Below are 17796 nucleotides of genomic sequence, written 5' to 3'. Positions count from 1 at the left end.
GGGTTTTCCGAGGGGGAACGGGGGGCGGGGCTCTCTACACTGGACGCCTCTTCAGCGCCGCGCCCACAAGGCGATGGCGCTGTGCTGCTTTTGGCGAAGGTGAAGGCGATGAAGAAGGTCTGGGTGGCGGCGCTGGCCGCGTTGGTGGTGCTGTCGGCACAGGCGCAAGACAAGGTGCTGCGCTACGCCTTCCGCGCGGCGGAAACCGGCTTCGACCCGGCGCGGGTGTCCGATTCGTACTCAAACATCGTCAACACGGCCATCTTCGACGCGCCCCTGCGCTGGGCCTACCTGGCCCGCCCCTACCGCATGGAGCCCGCCGGCTGCGAGCTGCCCACCGTCTCGGCCGACTTCAAGACCATCACCTTCAAGGTGCGCCCGGGCCTGTACTTCTCCGACGACCCGGCCTTCAAAGGCCAGAAGCGCGAGCTGGTGGCGGCCGACTATGTGTACTCCATCAAGCGCCACTACGACCCGGCCACCAACAGCCCCAACCTCTACATCTTTGAAAGCGCCAAGCTGCTGGGCCTGTCGGAGCTGCGGCAAAAGGCGCTGAAGTCCAAGAAGCCCTTCGACTACGACACCCCCGTCGAAGGCCTGAAGGTGTTGGACAAGTACACCTGGCAAATCCAGCTCGGCAAGCCCGACCCGCGCTTCGTCGAGAACCTGACCAACCCGCTGGCCGCGGCGCTGGCCCGCGAGGTGGTCGAGATGTACGGCGACAAGACGCCGCAGCACCCGGTCGGTACGGCGGCCTTCATGCTCAAGCGCGACGAGTGGCGCCGCTCCAGCCGCATCGTGCTGGTGAAGAACCCGAACTTCCGCGACGAGCGCTACGCCGAAGAGGCCCCGGCCGACCGACCCGACCTGCAGGCCGTGGCGCAAAAGTTCAAGGGCCGCCCGCTGCCCATGGTGGACCGCGTCGAGATCGCCATCATCGAGCAATCGCAGCCTCGCTGGCTGAGCTTCCTCAACCGCGAGGCCGAGCTGATTCAAGAGCTGCCGGGCGAGTTCGCGCCCGTGGCCCTTCCCAACGGCCAACTGGCGCCCAACCTGGTCAAGCGCGGCATCGCCAAGGTGCCCTACGTCAACCCCGACATCAACCACGTGTTCTTCAACATGCAGGACCCGATGGTGGGGGGCTACGACGTCCACCAAGTGGCACTGCGCCGCGCCATTTCGCTGGCCTACCAGACCGACCAGGAGATCCGTCTCGTTCGCCGCGGCCAGATGATCCCGGCCCAGGGCTTGATGCCGCCCGGCACCTGGGGCTACGACCCCACGTTCAAGAGCCTGATGAACGAGCACGACGCGGCCAAGGCCAAGGCCTTGTTGGACCTGCACGGCTTCAAAGACCGCGACGGCGACGGCTGGCGCGAGCGCCCCGATGGCACGCCCCTGCGCCTGGCCATGAACCTGCAAGAGACGGCCGAGGACCGCGCGCGCGCCGAGATCTGGCAGAAGAGCATGGCCGCGGTGGGCATCCGCATCGACTTCAAGTTCGGCAAGTTCCCCGAGAACCTCAAGGCCAGCCGCGCGGGCAAGCTCATGATGTGGGGCGTGGCCTGGGTGGCCACGACGCCCGACGCCGGTTACCACCTGGCCATCGCCTACGGCCCCAACGCCGGCCAGGCCAACCACGCGCGCTTCGACCTGCCGGCCTACAACGCCCTGTACGAGCAGCAGGCCGTGCTGCCCAACGGCCCCGAGCGCCAGCGCGTGATGAACGAGGCCACCAAGCTGGCCATCGCCTACATGCCCTACAAAGTGGTCGGTCACCGCCTGTGGAACGACCTGACGCAGCCCTGGCTGATGGGCTACGAGCGCAACGTGTTCCGTCGCGACTTCTTTGCCTACGTCGACATCGACACCGAGCGCCTGGCGCAGGAGACCCGCTGATGCGTGCTTGCGTGCTGGCCCTGGCTGGGCTCTTGGCGGGGGGCGTGCTGGGCGCCGACGCGGTGGCGCAGGCCAACGAGCCACCGAAGAAGACCCTGCGCTACGCCTTCCGTGTGGCCGAGACCGGCTTTGATCCGGCCAAGATCCTCGACATCTACTCGCGCACCGTCACGGCCCACATCTTCGAAGCGCTGATCACCTACGACCACCTCGCGCGGCCGGCGCAGCTCAAGCCGCTGACGGCCGAGAGCTTGCCGGTGCCCAACGCCGACTTCACCGTGTGGACGGTGAAGGTCAAGCCGGGCATCTACTTCCAGGACGATCCCGCCTTTGGCGGCAAGCCGCGCGAGCTGACTGCGGCCGACTACGTCTACAGCATCAAGCGCTTCGCCGACCCCAAGACCGCGTCACCGGCCTGGAGCACGGTCGAGGCCTGGCACCTCACGGGCCTGAAGGCGGCGCGCGACAAGGCCAGCGCGGCCAAAACCGACTTCCCCTACGACGCGCCGATCACGGGCTTGCAGGCCCCCGATCGCTACACCGTTCGCTTTCAACTCGACAAGCCGAACCCGCGCTTCCCGCAGGAGATTGCGCTGTCGGACCTGTTCGGCGCGGTGGCGCGCGAGGTCGTCGAGGCCGCCGGCGACCAGACCATGGCCCGCCCCGTGGGCACCGGGCCCTTCGTGCTCAAGCAGTGGCGGCGCAGCTCCTTCATCGCGCTGGAGCGCAACCCCCAGTACCGCGAGCGCCGCTACGACGCCCAACCCGCGGCCGACGACGCCGCCGGCCAGGCGCTGCTGGCGAAGTTCAAGGGCCAGCGCCTGCCGATGATCGACCGCGTGGAGATCAGCATCCTCGCCGAAGACCAGCCGCGCTGGCTGAGCTTCCTGGGCGGTGAGCACGACTTCCTGGAGCGCGTGCCCGAGCCCTTCTTCTCGGTGGCCGCCCCCAACAGCCAGCTGGCGCCCAACCTGGCCAAGCAGGGCATGCGCCTGCACCGCACGCTGGGCTCCGACGTCTTCCTGATGTTCTTCAACATGGAGGACCCCGTGGTCGGCGGCTACACGCCCGAGAAGGTGGCGCTGCGCCGCGCCATCGGCCTGGCCATGGACGTGCAGCGCGAGATCCGCGTGGCGCGCGGCGGCCAGGCCATTCCCGCCCAGGGCACCTACCCGCCGGGCACCAGCGCCTACGACCCCGCGTTCAAGAGCGCGATGAGCGACTTCGACCCGGCGCGCGCCAAGGCCCTGCTCGACGTCTACGGCTACGTCGACCGGGACGGCGACGGCTGCCGCGACGCGCCCGACGGCAAGCCGCTGAAGCTGGCCATGTCGACCACGCCCGAAGGCATCCAACGCCAGATCGACGACCTGTTCAACAAGGACATGAAGCGCGTCGGCCTGTGCATCCCCTTCGAGACCAAGAAGTGGCCCGAGCAGCTCAAGGCCGCGCGCGGGGGCAAGACGCAGATGTGGATGGTGGCCTACTCGTCGGCCCAGCCCGACATCAGCTCGGCCGCCTCGCGCTTCTCCAGCGTGCACATCGGGGGCAACAACATTGCCCGCTTCAGCCTGCCCGAGGCCGACAAGCTCTACGACCAAATCAGCGCCTTGCCCGATGGGCCGGAGCGCCAGGCCCTGATCACGCGCATGCGCGACCTGGGCAATGCCTACATGCCCTACAAGTTCAAAGGCCACCGCTTCCACCTCGACATCGAGCGCGCCCAACTGAGCGGCTACCGCCGCCCGGTCTTCTGGCAGCACTGGTGGGAGTACGTGGACCTCGACCCCAGCAAGGTGCCCCAATGAGTTTCAAGCGCCGTGAGGTTTTGGCGGCCTCCGCCTTGGCCGGCCTGACGCCCGCCACCGTGCGCGCCGACGCCCCGAAGAAGGTTTTCCGCATGGCCTTCCAGATCGCGGAGACCGGCTTCGACCCGGCCCGCATCTCGGACATCTACTCGCGCATCGTCACCAGCCACCTGTTCGAAGCCCTGTACGGCTACGACCCCCTGGCCCGACCGGCGCGCCTGGTGCCGCGCATCGCCACCGCGCTGCCCGAGACCAACGCCGATTTCACGGTGCACACCGTGCGCATCCGCCCCGGCGTGTTCTTCCAGGACGACCCGGCCTTTGGCGGCAAGAAGCGCGAGCTGGTGGCGCAGGACTTCGTCTACAGCTTCCTGCGCTTTGCCGACCCCAAGACCGTCAGCCCCATGTGGCCCTCGGTGGACGAGCAGGGCATCCTGGGCCTGGCCGAGCGCCGCAAGCAGGCCGCCAAGGGGGCCTTTGACTACGACACGCCGCTCGAAGGCCTGCGCGCCCTCGACAAGTACACGCTGCAGTTCCGCCTCAAGGCCCCGCGCCCGCGCCTGGTCGAGGTGCTGGCGCAAAGCGACCTCTTCGGGGCCGTGGCGCGCGAGGTGGTCGAGAAGTACGGCAACGACATCCCCGCCCACCCCGTGGGCACCGGCCCCTACCGCCTGGCGCAGTGGCGGCGCAGCAGCTTCATCGCGCTGGAGCGCAACCCCGGCTACCGCGAGGTCTATTACGAGACCACGGCCACCGACCCCGAGGCGCTGAAGATCGCCGCGCACATGAAGGGCAAGCGCCTGCCCTTGATCGACCGCGTCGAGATCAGCCCCATCGAAGAGAGCCAGCCGCGCTGGCTCAGCTTCCTCAACAAAGAGCACGACTTCATCGAGCGCATCCCGCCCGAGTTCGTCAACGTCGCCCTGCCCAACGGCCAGGTGGCACCCAACCTGGCCAAGCAGGGCATCCAGCTCTTCCGCCTGCCCGCGGCCGACTGCGCGTTCACCTTCTTCAACATGGACGACCCCCAGCTGGGCGGCATGGAGCCGCACCGCGTGGCCCTGCGCCGCGCCATCAGCCTGGGGATGGACGTGCAAAGCGAGATCCGCCGCGTGCGCCGCGGCCAGGCCATCGTGGCGCAGAGCCTGGTGCTGCCCCACACCACCGGCTACGACCCGGCGTTCAAGAGCGAGAACGGCGAGTACAACCCGGCCAAGGCCCAGGCCCTGCTGGACCTGTACGGCTACAAGGACCGCGATGGCGACGGCTACCGCGAGCACCCGGACGGCACGCCACTGACGGTCGAAATCGCCACCCAGCCCGACGCCCTGAGCCGGCAGTTCGACGAGCTGTCGAACCGCAACCTGCGTGCCATCGGCATCCGCCCGAAGTTCGTCACCGGCAAGTGGCCCGAGCAGCTCAAGCTGGCGCGCGCCGGCAAGCTGCAGCTCTGGTACCTGGGCAGCACCGCCAGCTACCCCGACGGCATCGGCATGCTGCAGCGCCTGTACGGCCCCCAGGCCGGCGAGCAGAACTACTCGCGCTTCCGCTACGAGCCCTTCGACCGCCTGTACGAGAAGGCCCAACTGCTGCCCGACGGCCCCGAGCGCGACGCGCTGTTCCACGAGGCCAAGCGCATCCAGGTGGCCTTCATGCCGATGAAGGTGCACGTGCATCGCATCGTCAACGACATGGCCCACCCTTGGGTCATCGGCTACCGCCGGCAGCTGTTCTGGGTCGATTTGTTCCAGAACCTCGACATCGACTTGGAGCGCCTGGCCCGGGGCTGATCGTGCACCGCCGCATCGACGGCCCCTGCGGGGGCCGTCGGCGTTTCTGGGGTCCGGAATGCTGCGCTGCAGCAGATTTCGGCGCTCACGATTTGTTGCGGAACTACATGAAACCCACGGGGCCAATGCGCGGGTTCCCCCTCTCCGTCGAACGAATGACTGTAGGAAAACTACGCGCCCGCTGACCCCGAGAGACCCGATCCAACGAGCTTGGGCCCGGCCAGCGTTCGCAGCAGTACCCCCTCAATCGTTCTGGTTCCAGGAGTTGGTATGTCTCACCCTTCCCGCCCCCCCGTGTCTCCCCTTCGCCGGTTGCAGCCCCTTTGGGCCGCGATGGCCGCCTTCGGCTTGGCCGCCGCGTCGCTGCCGGCCTCCGCCCTCAACCCCCGCGACACCTCCGTCCAGCTCTTCCAATGGAGCTGGAACGACATCGCCACCGAGTGCCAGCAATGGCTGGGCCCCAAGGGCTTCGGGGCCGTGCAGATCTCGCCGCCGCACGCCTCCAAGGTGGCCGGTGGCTGGTGGGGCGTGTACCAGCCGGTCAACTACGTCAACCTGACGAGCCGCATGGGCAACGAGGCCCAATTGCGCAGCATGGTCACGGCCTGCAAGAACGCCGGCGTGCGCGTCTACGCCGACGTCGTCGTCAACCAGATGGCCGACGGCACCGGCACCGCCACCGACGGCAGCGCCTTCAACGGCACGACGCTGAGCTACCCCTTCTTCAGCGGCAACGACTTCAACCCCAACTGCACCATCGAGGGCAGCGACTACAACAGCCCGGCCACGGTGGACCGCGTGCGCAACTGCCGCCTGGGCGGCCTGCCCGACCTGGCCACGCAAAACGCCTACGTGCAGGGCCAAATCACCAACTACCTGGTGAAGCTGCTGCAACTGGGCGTGGACGGCTTCCGCATCGACGCGGCCAAGCACATGCCGCCCACCGCCTTGGCGCAAATCATCAGCGCCGTGAAGGCCCGCCAGCCCAAGACCCTGGCCGGCGAAGAGATCTGGATCACGCAAGAAATCATCCCGGATGGCGCCACCAACCGCGCCGACTACGCGGGCATCGGCACCATCAACGAGTTCAAGTACACGTACTTGATGCGCGACGCCTTCCGCAACGCCAACGGCCAGAACCTGGCCAGCATCCCGGCCGCCATGGGCAGCTGGGGCAACTGGGGCGGGGCCTGGGGCTTCCTGCCCCCGCAGCAGGCCACCGTGTTCCTGAACAACTGGGACACCGAGCGCCACAGCGGCGACTCGCTCAACGCCAGCAACTACATCGCCGGCCAAACCAACGACACCCAAGGCACGGCGCGCTACGACCTGGCCAACGTCTTCATGCTGGCCCAAGGCTATGGCGAGGCCCAGGTGCAGTCGGGTTACCGCTTCAGCAACAAGGACGCCGACCGGCCGACCGTCAGCCCCTACAGCAACGGCGTGGCGCAGATCAACGTGGTGTGGGACTTCGTGCACCGCTGGCGCCCGGTGTCCAACATGGTGAAGTTCCGCTCGGTGACCAACGGTCAGCCCATCACCAACTGGACCACCGGCACCGGCAGCCAGGTGGCCTTCAGCCGCGGCACCAAGGGCTTCGTGGCCCTGAACAATAGCGCCAGCGCCTGGAGCCGCAGCTTTGCCACCGGCCTGCCTGCGGGCACCTACTGCAACGTGCTGACCGGCGAGCGCAACGCCGCCGGCACGGGCTGCACGGGCGACAGCGTGACGGTGTCCAGCAGCGGCACGGCCACGCTCAACATCCCGGCCGACGGCGGCGGTGCCTTCCCCGGCGTGGCCCTGCACGAAGGGCAGCGCCTGAGCAGCGTGCAACCCCCCCCGGTGGGCACCTGCGCGGTGACCTTCACCATCGCCAACGCCAACACGGTGTGGGGCGAGAACGTGCACATCGCCGGCAACCAAGGCGCCTTGGGCAACTGGGCTCCGGCCAGCGCGCCCAAGCTCAACATCCAGGGCAGCACCGCCAACTCGCCCTGGACCTTGACCGTGGCCTTGCCGGCCGCCACCGCCGTTCAGTACAAGTACATCAAGCGCAACGGCACGGCGACGCGCTGGGAGGGCGACCAGGCCACGACCTCGCTCAACCGCGAGTTCACGACCTGCGCCGCGGGCGGTGCCATGTCCCGCAACGACGGCAGTTTCAAGTTCTAAGAACTGCCGCCAAGGCTGAAGTAGGGCGCGGCGCCAGCCGCGCCCTTTTTGTTGTGACGGCCTGGCTCGCGTGCTCTACTGCCTGCGCAACGCCATGCCCGCCCCGCTTTGCTCTCGCCGTCACTCGCTGAGCGCCCTCTTGGCCGGGGCCAGCCCGGCCTGGGCGCGCGCCGAGGAGGGCCTGCCCGTGCTGGTGCCTGCGGACGTCTTGGCCGACCACCAAGCCCAGCGGCCGCTGCGCCGCGACGTGGCCGAGTTGCGCATGCTGCTGTGGGCCGTGTCCCAGCCAGTGCGCTTGTTGCCGATGCCGTCGACGGCTCGCTTGCTGACCGAGCTGCGCGCGCTGCACGGGGTGGTGGGCGGCACCAGCTTCACCCGCAGCGACGTCGACCTGGGCGACGTGCAATTGGCACTCAGCGCGCCCTTGGTGCGCGAGGGCGAGTTCGAGGCGGGGCTGTACACCCTGCCCGAGCATCCGGCGCAGCGCGAGCCGCACCCGGCCGCGGGGCTGGCGCGTTGGGCGGCGCTGTGCAACCGGGAGTGGCGCGGCGATTGGTCGACCTTGCAGCGCCTGGGCCTGCGGGACGTGCAGCACGTGGCCAGCTGGCCCCTGATGGTGCGCATGCTCGCCGCCGGACGGGCCGACCTGGTGCTGGCACCCTTCTCGGCCGCGCCGCGCATGGCCATCCAGGCCGAGGGCGTGACCCTGCTGCCCTTGCGCGGCCTCAAGGTCGGGCTGCCGGGCAGCCGCCACTTCGTGTTGGCCGCCCAGCACCCGGCCTTCGGGCCCTTGCTGCCGCGCCTGGACGAGGGCATCCGCCGCCTGCACGCCGACGGCCGGCTGCGCCAGGCCTACCAGGACAGCGGCTTCTTCCACCCGATGGTGCGCAACTGGCAGCGCCTGTGACGGCCTGCGCCGGCCGCGCGCGTCAGAACCGCGCCAACCAGCCCACGCGCACGCTGGGCACGGTGCGGCGGTCCACCAGGGGGCTGGCGGCGAAGCGGTCGCCGTAGGCCACCACGCCGAGGTCGGCGAACAGGCTGTGCTGCGGCGTCACGCGGCAGTCGGCCCGGGTGCCCAAGTCCAGCATCCATTCGCCCAAGGGCACGCGCTGCTACCAGCCGAGCTTGAGTTTCTGGCCCTTGCTGTGCCCGGCGGGGTCGGCCGTCCCCACGGCGCCCAAGGGCATGAGCGCCCCCTTGGGGCGCCTTCGCGCCAACTAGTGCCGCGCGCCCGCGAACAAGTGAAAGCCGCCCCCTTGGCCGCGACCCAGGCGGCTGCCTACATTCGAATCGCCCGCGGCCCGCGCGGGACAAGGAGGGGCAGCGCATGCCATCCGGCGTCCTACTTCGGCACCTGTTCTTGGTGATGATGTCCAAGGCCCGGGTGCGCCTGGCCACGCAGCTGCTGCTGATCTTCGTGCTCGTGTGGCTGGGCTGCGCCTTGGTGCTGGTGGCCTTCGAGGCCGGCGCCCACCGCCGCGTGCAGACCGTGGGCGACGCGGTCTTCTACATGCTGGCGTCCATGATGACCTCGGGCGAGGTGGGCATCGCGCCGCAAACCCTGCCCGGCCGCATGGCCCTGGGCTTTGCGATGTTCAGCTCCAAACTCTTGACGGCCCTGCTTTGCGCCTTGGCGGCCGCCTTGCTGATCGAACACAAGGTGCGCGAAGACATGGGGTTGCGCATGCACCGCTTTCAACGCCACGTGGTCATCGTCGGATGGAACCTCAAGGGCCCGCAGATCGTGCACACCCTGCGCAGCGAGGCGCGCTGGGCCAAGGTGCCGGTCGTGGTCGTGGCCGAGCTCGAGGCCAAACCCAGCAGCGACCCGCTCGTGTTCTTCAACCGCTCGCCCTACCCGTTGCGCGGCGAGGCCATCGAACGCTCCGCCCTGGCCGAGGCCGACACCGTGGTGGTGCTGGCGAACTACGGCGAAAAGACCCACGCCGACGCGCTGACCGCCGTCAACTGCATGGTGGTCCGCCAGTGCAACCCCCGGGCGACCGTCATCGCAGAACTGCTGGACCCGTCGCAGCGCGCCTACCTGGAGATGGCGGGCGCGAACGACATCGTGGGCATCGGCGAGGTCGGGGGTTTCCTGCTGGCCGAGGCCACCATCGGCCGCCAAAGCGCCAAGGACCTGCTGGCCCACGTGCAGCAGCTGCGCCACCAGCAAGACACGGCGAGCCGCCCCAAGGCCTGAAACCGCAATTGCGGGTTTTCACCAGGTAACGCCGCCAGGGGCTCGTTGCCATACGGGGCATGACCCCCTGCTGCCCCCCGGCCTTGCTGCCATGCTGTCGCGCATGAGCTGGCTGTCGCGCCTCGGATTCGTCGCCGCCACCCCCGGTCGGGGCGGCGACGAGGCCGCGCTCTTGGCGCGGGCCTTGGCGGGCGACGAGGCGGCGCTGAGCCTGCTCTACCGGCGCGAATCCGGCCCCGTGTACCGCTACGCCCTGGCCTTGTGCGGCGACGAGGCCGCGGCGCTGGACGCGATGCAAGAGGCCTTCGCCCAGCTGCTGCAGCGGCCCGAGGCCTTCGAGCCCGGCCGGGGCAGCCTGGGCGCGTACCTGGCCGGCATCGCCCGGCACCAACTGCTGGCGCGCTGGCGCGAGGCGCGCCGCCTCGTGCAATCCGCCGGCGGCACCGAGGTGGACGACCTGGCCGAGGGCGGCGATCCGGCCGACGCCAGCGGCCAGCCCTTGGCCCCGGCGACGGACGCCCTCTTGGTGCGCGCGCAAGACAGTGCCGCGCTGTGGGCCGCCATCCGCCGCCTGCCCTGGAGCCAGCGCGAGGCGCTGACCTTGGTCGACCTGCAAGAACGAAGCTACGACGACGCCGCCCGCGTGGCCGGCGTCAGCACCGACGTGTTGCGCACGCGCTTGCACCGCGCGCGCCATCGCCTCGCCCTGCTGTTGGGCGCTGGAGACCCCCCATGAGCACCGCCCCCCATTCCTCCCCCGGCCCGCGCACCCTGAGTGCGGCCTTGGCCCAGGCCCGGCGCGAGCTCGCCGCGCAAGGCCCCAGCAGCGCCGACGACGCCGCGGTGCTGGCGCGCCTGCGCGAGGTGCGCGACGCCCACCCTGTTCTGGCGGCCCAACCCGCCAGCGGAGCTGCGTTGCGCTGGCGCCGCGCGGCTTGGGGCCGTTGGGGTCGCTGGGGCGGCGGCTTCGCCTTGGCCCTGGGGCTCGTGCTCGGCGCCATCTTGGTGGGCCCGCCCGGGCGCGCCTTGGCGCCGGCCCCCACGCCGATGGACGTGGCCGACACCGGCTTCCTGCCGCTCGTCTCTCACGACGAGTGGCGCCGCGCCCTGGCCCAGCAGGCCCAGGCGCCCGTGCTCTTGGTGCCCGCGCAGCTGCCGCGCGAGCGCCTGGCCCTGATGGGCCTGCCGTTCGACGCCGCGCGGGCCGAGCAGCCCGTGCAGGCCGAGTTGATGGTGCACCCCAGCGGGCAGCTGCTGGCCGTGCGCTTCGTGCAATGACCCCCGTGTTGTTTCAGGAGAGAACCTTGAAAACCATTCCTGCCTTGCTTTTGTGCGCCTCGGTCGCCGGGCCCGCCCTCGCCCAAACCCCGCCGGCAGCCCCCCAGGCACCCGCCGCGGTGGACGTGGAGGTGCACGCCCGCATGGCGCGGGACCTGGCCCAACACGCCGCCGCCCAAGCGCGGCACGCGATGGCCGAGCTGGCCCCCATGGCCGCGCAAATGGCGCTGGCGGCCGAGTTCGACGACCCGTTCTTCGGCTTCGCGGGGCGCGAGCTGGGCCGCGAGGCCGTGGTCAAAGGGGCGCCCTACTGCGCCACCGCCGTGCACGAGACCGTGCAGGTGCTGGCCGATGGCAACCGCATCGTCAAACGCCAAAGCACGCCCCTGTGCCGCGACGGCGAGGGCCGCACCCGGCGCGAGGTGCAGGTCGAGGGCGGCCCACGCCGCATCTACCTGAGCGACCCGGTGGCGCGCACCCAGTGGGTGCTGGACCCCGACAAGAAGATCGCCCGCCCCCTGATCCAAGTGCGCTCGGCGCACGCGGAACTGTTCCAGGACCAGGCGCGGCAGCACCAGGCCTTGAGCGAGCGCATGCGCGCCAACAGCGAACGCTGGGGCGAATGGGCCCGCGAGCTGGCCCAGCGCGCGCAGTTCGACTGGCAGCGCGCCCCCGCCCCGGGCAAGGCGGAGGGCAAGCCCGAAGGCAAGGCTGCGGCCGAGCCCGGCGTGGTGGTGGAGCGCGAGATCGTGGTGCGCGAGGGCGCCGGCGAGCCGCAGCGCCACCGCGAGGTGCGCGTCGTCCGCCTTAGCGATTTGCCGGCGATGGGCGCCATGCCCCCGATGCCGCCCATGCCGCCGCTGCCGCCCCTGCCCATGCACGGGCTGATGCCCCGCGGCGAGGGCGTGACCACGGCCCTGCCGGCCAAAGAAATCGACGGCGTGAAGGTGAACGGCGAGCGCACCACGTGGACCCTCGAGGCCGGCAAGATCGGCAACGAAAAGCCCATCGTCACCGTGCGCGAGGTCTGGAAGAGCCCCGAGCTGATGCTCACCGTCAGCAGCAAGGACAGCGATCCGCGCAGCGGCGAGGTGAGCTACCGGCTGGAGCAGCTCAAGCGCGGCGAGCCCGACCCGGCGCTGATGAAGGTGCCGGTCGACTACGAGCAGCAGCCCTTGCGCCGGCCGGCCGGCCCCAAGGCCGCCCCCAGCGCGCCGGCGGCGCCCGCCGCCCCCGCCAAGCCCAAGGCCTGAGCCGTCGGTCCCCCAGGCCCGGGGCCGGATTCCCTCACCGGACCCAGGCTTACCCCATCGGCGAAGCCAGGCTTCTCGCCTAGACTCCGCGCCGATTCCCGCTCTCTTGGGGAGCTCGGATCGCTTTCACACCCCGCTTCGGCGGGGTTCGTTTTGTTGGTGGGTGCGTTAGACGAAGAAGGGGCCGACCCATGGCGGCTTATCTGATCCGGCGCCTGTGGCAAATGATTCCCACGCTGCTGGGGGTCGTGCTGCTGGTGTTTTTCCTGTTCAAGTGGTTCGGTGGCGATCCCGCCGAGATCCTGGGCGGCCTGGCGGCCACCGAAGAACAGATCCAGTCCATCCGTGAACAGCTGGGCCTGAACAAGTCCACGGCCGAGCAGCTGCTGATCTTCATCAAGCAGATCGTCACCTTTGACTGGGGCAAGAGCTGGGCCACCAACGAGCCGGTGAGCCAGCTGTTCGCGTCGCGCATGCCGGCCACCCTCACGGTGATGATCCCCATCCTGTTGCTGGAAGTGCTGTTGGCCATCCCCCTGGCCATGGGCGTGGCCTACGTGCGCGGCAGCCTGACCGACCGCGCGGTGATGGTGGTCACCACGGTGGCGGTGTCCATCTCGCTGCTGGTCTACGTGATCGTCTTCCAGTACCTGTTCGCCTTCCGGCTGGGCTGGTTCCCGGTGCAGGGCTGGACCGACAGCTTCTGGACCAACCTCAGCACCTACGCGCCGCTGCCCATCATCGTGGTCAGCCTGGTGGCGCTGGCCCCGCAGACCCGCCTGTACCGCAGCTTCTTCCTGGACGAGTTGGGCCACGACTACGTGCGCACCGCCCGCGCCAAGGGCCTGACCGAGGGCAAGGTGCTGATGCGCCACGTGCTGCGCAACGCGCTGATCCCCATCATGACCAACGTCTCGGTGCTGCTGCCGGGCGTGTTCGTGGGCTCCTTCCTGATCGAGGTCTTTTTCTCCATCCCAGGCTTGGGCCGCGAGATCCTGCTGGCCGTCAACCGCTCTGACTACCCCGTCATCCAGGCCTTTGCCATCTACCTGGCCGCCATCACCATGGTGGTCAACCTGATCACCGACCTGCTCTACAAGCTGGTCGATCCGCGAGTCGTTCTGAAATGAGTGCCGCCGCAACGCAATCTCAGGGCGTCTGGGCCCTGGCCTGGAAGCGCCTGAAGGCCGACCGCGTCGGCATGGTCTGCCTGGCCATCGTCAGCGCCTTCGCGCTGCTCGTGGTCCTGGCCGCGGCCGACTTGGTCGCCAAGGACTGGCAGAAGGAAATCGGCGTGCCCAACGCGCCGCCGCACCTGGTGGGACCGCAGCCGGCCGAGGCCGTGGGCGTGATCGCCGTGCCCAAGGGACCGAACGTCGACATCTCCGACATCGACCCCCTCGCCCCCAAGTACAAAGAATGGGACGAGGCCGCCCTGAAGTACAAGACCGAGGAGGCACCGCGCGCCGAGACCTTGATCTTGGGCGGCGACCGCCTGGGCCGCGACATCCTGCAAAAGGTCATCAAGGGCGCCGAGGTGTCCATCGTGGTGGGCCTGCTGGCCGCCTTGGTGGCCACCACCATCGGCACGCTGCTCGGGGCCATCAGCGGCTTCTTCGGCGGCAAGGTGGGCGACCTCTTGGAGTGGGTCTACAACGTCTTCACCGCCATCCCGTCCATCTTGCTGATCTTTGCCTTCGCGGTGATCTTCGGCCGCGGCATCTTGAGCGTGGTGATGATCTTGGGCCTGACCGGGTGGACCGGCGTGTACCGCCTGGTGCGTGCCGAGTTCATGAAGCACCGCCAGCGCGAGTACGTGCGCTCGGCCGAGGCCATCGGCGCCAGCGTGCCCTCGCGCATCTTCAAGCACATCCTGCCCAACGTCTCGCACGTGTCCCTGGTGCAGCTGAGCCTGCTGGTGGTGGGCTTCATCAAGAGCGAAGTCATCTTGAGCTACCTCGGGCTGGGCGTCAGCGTCGACCAGGTCAGCTGGGGCACGATGCTGTCCGAAGCACAAAGCGAATTGATCCTCGGCTACTGGTGGCAGCTGGCCGCCGTGACCTTCTCGATGGCCGTGTTCGTCACCGCCTTCGCCCTGTTCACCGACGCGCTGCGCGACGCGCTCGACCCGAAGCTGCGAGGCCTGGAATGAGCACGCCCATGAGCTCCCTTTTGTCGATCCAAGACCTGAAGGTCGCCTTCCGCACCGGCAAGGTCGACGGCGTGCAGCAGCGCGCCCTGGCCGTCAAGGGCGTCAGCTTCGACATCCCCGAGAACAGCACCGTGGCCTTGGTGGGCGAGTCGGGCTCGGGCAAGTCGGTCACGGCCATGTCCATCCTGAACCTGCTGCCCGACAACGCCGAGCGCAGCGGGCAGATCCTGTTCCAGGGGCGCGACCTGCTGACCACGCCGCTGCGCCAGCTGCAGGGCATCCGCGGCAAGGACATCGCCTGCGTGTTCCAAGACCCTATGAGCTCGCTCAACCCGGTGTTCACCGTGGCGCAGCAGCTCAGCGAGCCGCTGATCAAGCACTTGGGGCTCACGCCGCGCCAGGCCCTGGCCCGTGCCGAAGAGCTGCTCAACGAGGTCGGCATCCCCGAGCCCAAGCGCCGCCTGCACGCCTACCCGCACGAGATGAGCGGCGGCCAGCAGCAGCGCGTGATGATCGCCATGGCCCTGGCCTGCGAGCCCAAGCTGCTCATCGCCGACGAGCCCACCACCGCGCTGGACGTGACCATCCAGCGCCAAGTGATGGACCTGATGCGCAAGCTCAAGGACAAGATGCGCATGTCCATGCTGTTCATCAGCCACGACCTGGGCGTTGTGGGCGAGATCAGCGACCACGTGGTGGTGATGCGCCACGGCGAGATCCGCGAGAAGGCCCCCGTGGCCGACATCTTCAAGGCCCCGCAGGACGCCTACACCAAGGCCCTGCTGGCCTGCCGCCCTAGCCTGACCGACAACCCGGCGCGCTTGATGGTCATCGACGACCACATCGCCGGCCAGTCGGCGAAGACCGAAGGCAAGGCCAAGGACCCGAACGCGCCGGTGGTGCTGCAGGCCCGCGGCCTCAAGAAGAGCTTCTGGTTCAAGGAAGGCCTGTTCGGCAAGAAGGAGTTCAAGGCCGTCAAGGGCGTGAGCTTCGACCTCAAGAAGGGCCACACCCTGGGCGTGGTCGGCGAGTCGGGCTCGGGCAAGACGACCATGGGCCTGACGCTCCTGCGCCTGCACGAGCCCACGGGCGGTGAGGTGCTGTTCGACGGGCAAGACCTGCTCAAGATTGGCGGCGCTGCCTGGCAAAAGATGCGCCGCCGCATCCAGGTGGTGTTCCAGAACCCCTACGCCAGCCTGAACCCGCGCTTCACCATCGAGCAGACCCTGCTCGAGCCCATGCAAGTCCACAAGATCGGCGCCAACGACGCCGAGCGCCTGGCCAAGGCCAAGGCCCTGCTGAAGAAGGTGGACCTGCCGGAGGCGGCGCTGGGCAAGTACCCGCACGAGTTCTCGGGCGGCCAGCGCCAGCGCATCGCCATCGCGCGCTGCCTGACGCTCGACCCCGAGGTGCTGGTGCTCGACGAGGCCGTCTCGGCGCTCGACGTCTCGGTGCAGGCCCAGGTGCTGAACCTGCTCAAGGACCTGCAGGACGAGCTGGGCCTGAGCTACATCTTCATCAGCCACGACCTGGCCGTGGTGCGCTTCATCAGCGACGAGGTGCTGGTCATGCAGCACGGCGACGTGGTGGAGCAGGCGCCGGTGCAGGAGCTGATGAGCGCGCCGAAGCAGGAGTACACGCGCAAGCTGCTCGGGGCGATCCCCAGGGGCTACGAAGGCGCTGCCGCCTAAGATGGCTCGGACCCCGCTTGGGGCCGGGAGCCATCGATGAAGCAAGTGCCGGGCCTCGACGCCCTGTTTCTGCACCTGGAAACGCCGGAGATGCCGATGCACGTCGGCGCGCTCCATCTCTTCGAGCTGCCGCCGGGCTTCCGCGGGCGGTGGATCAACGCGCTGCGCAAGCACCTGCAGGCCCGGCTGCCGCACGCACCGGCGCTGCGCCGCCAACTGGCCGAGCTGCCGCTCAACCTCGTCAACCCGGTGTGGGTGGACGTGATGCCCGACCTGCGCGTGCACGTGGTGCCGCACACCCTGGAGCCGGGCGCGGGCCTGGCCGCGCTGCACGCCGAGGTGGCGCGCCTGCACGTGGAGCTGCTGCCGCGCGACCGGCCGCTGTGGAAGTTCCACGTCTTCGAAGACCTGACCCCCGGCGACAACGGGCGCAAGCGCGTGGCCCTGTACACCCAGCTGCACCACGCGGCCGTCGACGGCCAATCGGCCGTCGCCCTGGCCGAGGTGCTGCTGGACCTCACGCCCGAGCCGCGCGAGCTGCCCGCCCCGGGCCGCCGCCGCGCCAAGCAGGTGCAACTCGGCACCGTCGACCAATGGCGCCTGGCGCTGAGCGAGCAGGCCAAGCAGTTCATCGACCTGGCCAAGTCCCTGCCGGCCTCGGCCGGCACGCTGACGCAGGTGGCCGGCAGCGCCGCCGGTCACACGCTGGCGCGGACGGCCAAGAACGTGCTGGCCCGCTTCACCGGCGCGGGCAAGGTGGCATCCGCGGCCTCGCACAGCATGCTGAATTTGGCGCCGCGCACGCGCTTCAACGTGGCGGTGTCGGCCACGCGCAGCTTCGCGTCGATCAGCCTGCCGCTGCCTGCCCTGCAGGCGGCCCGCAAGGCCCTGGGCGCCAGCCTGAACGACGCGGTGCTCTACCTGTGCAGCACCGCGCTGCGCGAGTTGCTGAAGGACGCGGGCGAGTTGCCGCGCAAGCCGCTCATCGCCGCCGTGCCCGTGTCCATGCGCGAAGCCGGCGACACCAGCGCCGGCAACCAAGTCACGATGACCAGCCTGAGCCTGGGCACGCACATCGCCGATCCCAAGAAGCGCTTTGCCCACATCCGCGCCGCCACCGAGCACATGAAAGGCGGTCTGGGCGCGCTCAAGAGCCTGATGCCGACCGACTTCCCGTCCATCGGCCTGCCTTGGCTGCTGTCCACGGCGGCGCGCGCCTGGGGCGGCGTGGCCGAACGCATCCCGCCCATCGTCAACCTCGTGATCAGCAACGTGCCGGGCCCCAACGTTCCCCTGTACCTGGCGGGCGCCCGCATGCTGACCAATGCCCCGGCCAGCATCGTGGTGCACGGCATCGCGCTGAACGTCACCGTCCAGACCTACGAAAAGCACTTGGAAGTGGGCCTGATCGCCTGCGGTGAGGCGCTGCCCGAGATCGACGCCCTGGCCGGGCATCTGCGCGCCGCGTACGACGGATTCATCGAACTGGCCGCGGCCGACTGAGAAAAGGCCCCAAACTGGGGCAAATGCCGCTGCGCCCCGGGCGC

General features: G+C 69.3%; 14 protein-coding genes. 13 read left to right on the top strand and 1 reads right to left on the bottom strand.

The window, feature by feature from the left end:
• The first annotated feature begins 108 nt into the window (after positions 1 to 108).
• The 5 genes from EOD73_RS13760 (at position 109) to EOD73_RS13740 (ending at position 8576) form a co-directional block, all read left to right on the top strand.
• Positions 109 to 1899: an ABC transporter substrate-binding protein gene (locus EOD73_RS13760; protein WP_127683607.1), complete on the top strand. Its 1791-nt coding sequence runs from the start codon at positions 109 to 111 to the stop codon at positions 1897 to 1899.
• Complete coding sequence (locus EOD73_RS13755; RefSeq protein WP_127683606.1) at positions 1899 to 3707, top strand: ABC transporter substrate-binding protein; 1809 nt, start codon at positions 1899 to 1901, stop codon at positions 3705 to 3707. The genes EOD73_RS13760 and EOD73_RS13755 overlap by 1 nt, the downstream gene beginning before the upstream one ends.
• Positions 3704 to 5497, top strand: coding sequence for an ABC transporter substrate-binding protein (locus EOD73_RS13750; protein ID WP_127683605.1), 1794 nt, complete (start codon positions 3704 to 3706; stop codon positions 5495 to 5497). The genes EOD73_RS13755 and EOD73_RS13750 overlap by 4 nt, the downstream gene beginning before the upstream one ends.
• Positions 5498 to 5791: 294 nt before the next feature.
• A complete protein-coding gene (locus EOD73_RS13745; RefSeq protein WP_240660715.1) occupies positions 5792 to 7669 on the top strand; it encodes a carbohydrate-binding module family 20 domain-containing protein in 1878 nt (625 codons plus the stop codon).
• A 94-nt stretch (positions 7670 to 7763) separates the two neighbouring features.
• Positions 7764 to 8576, top strand: a complete 813-nt coding sequence (locus tag EOD73_RS13740; protein WP_127683604.1) for a type 2 periplasmic-binding domain-containing protein — start codon at positions 7764 to 7766, stop codon at positions 8574 to 8576.
• Between the two features lie 22 nt (positions 8577 to 8598).
• On the opposite strand, the gene EOD73_RS13735 is transcribed toward EOD73_RS13740, so the two are convergent.
• Positions 8599 to 8778 carry a MipA/OmpV family protein gene (locus EOD73_RS13735; RefSeq protein ID WP_127683603.1) on the bottom strand — a complete coding sequence of 60 codons (180 nt, stop codon included), beginning with the start codon at positions 8776 to 8778 and terminating at the stop codon, positions 8599 to 8601.
• A 221-nt stretch (positions 8779 to 8999) separates the two neighbouring features.
• Between EOD73_RS13735 and EOD73_RS13730 the strand changes: the two genes are divergently transcribed.
• From EOD73_RS13730 to EOD73_RS13695, 8 genes are all read left to right on the top strand, one after another.
• Positions 9000 to 9875 (top strand): NAD-binding protein, encoded by an 876-nt coding sequence (locus EOD73_RS13730; protein WP_127683602.1) that lies wholly within the window; start codon positions 9000 to 9002, stop codon positions 9873 to 9875.
• 91 nt (positions 9876 to 9966) lie between these two features.
• The gene (locus EOD73_RS13725; protein WP_127683601.1) at positions 9967 to 10611 is read left to right on the top strand and encodes an RNA polymerase sigma factor; all 645 of its coding nucleotides are present in this window, start codon (positions 9967 to 9969) and stop codon (positions 10609 to 10611) included.
• The gene (locus EOD73_RS13720) at positions 10608 to 11153 is read left to right on the top strand and encodes a hypothetical protein (protein WP_127683600.1); all 546 of its coding nucleotides are present in this window, start codon (positions 10608 to 10610) and stop codon (positions 11151 to 11153) included. The genes EOD73_RS13725 and EOD73_RS13720 overlap by 4 nt, the downstream gene beginning before the upstream one ends.
• Before the next feature lie 26 nt (positions 11154 to 11179).
• Positions 11180 to 12406 (top strand): hypothetical protein, encoded by a 1227-nt coding sequence (locus tag EOD73_RS13715; RefSeq protein ID WP_127683599.1) that lies wholly within the window; start codon positions 11180 to 11182, stop codon positions 12404 to 12406.
• A 191-nt stretch (positions 12407 to 12597) separates the two neighbouring features.
• Positions 12598 to 13536 carry an ABC transporter permease gene (locus tag EOD73_RS13710; protein ID WP_127683598.1) on the top strand — a complete coding sequence of 313 codons (939 nt, stop codon included), beginning with the start codon at positions 12598 to 12600 and terminating at the stop codon, positions 13534 to 13536.
• On the top strand, positions 13533 to 14558 hold the full coding sequence (locus EOD73_RS13705; protein WP_127683597.1) for an ABC transporter permease: 1026 nt from the start codon (positions 13533 to 13535) through the stop codon (positions 14556 to 14558). Before EOD73_RS13710 ends, EOD73_RS13705 begins: the two co-directional genes overlap by 4 nt.
• A gap of 8 nt (positions 14559 to 14566) precedes the next feature.
• Positions 14567 to 16249: an ABC transporter ATP-binding protein gene (locus EOD73_RS13700; RefSeq protein WP_127683596.1), complete on the top strand. Its 1683-nt coding sequence runs from the start codon at positions 14567 to 14569 to the stop codon at positions 16247 to 16249.
• A gap of 36 nt (positions 16250 to 16285) precedes the next feature.
• On the top strand, positions 16286 to 17752 hold the full coding sequence (locus EOD73_RS13695; protein WP_127683595.1) for a wax ester/triacylglycerol synthase family O-acyltransferase: 1467 nt from the start codon (positions 16286 to 16288) through the stop codon (positions 17750 to 17752).
• The last annotated feature ends 44 nt before the right edge of the window (positions 17753 to 17796 follow it).

It is taken from the genome of Inhella crocodyli (genome assembly GCF_004004565.1).
Taxonomy (GTDB): Bacteria; Pseudomonadota; Gammaproteobacteria; order Burkholderiales; family Burkholderiaceae_C; genus Inhella; species Inhella crocodyli.
The sequence above is the reverse complement of the archived record's forward strand: the minus strand, read 5'-3'. Positions and strand labels throughout refer to the sequence as shown.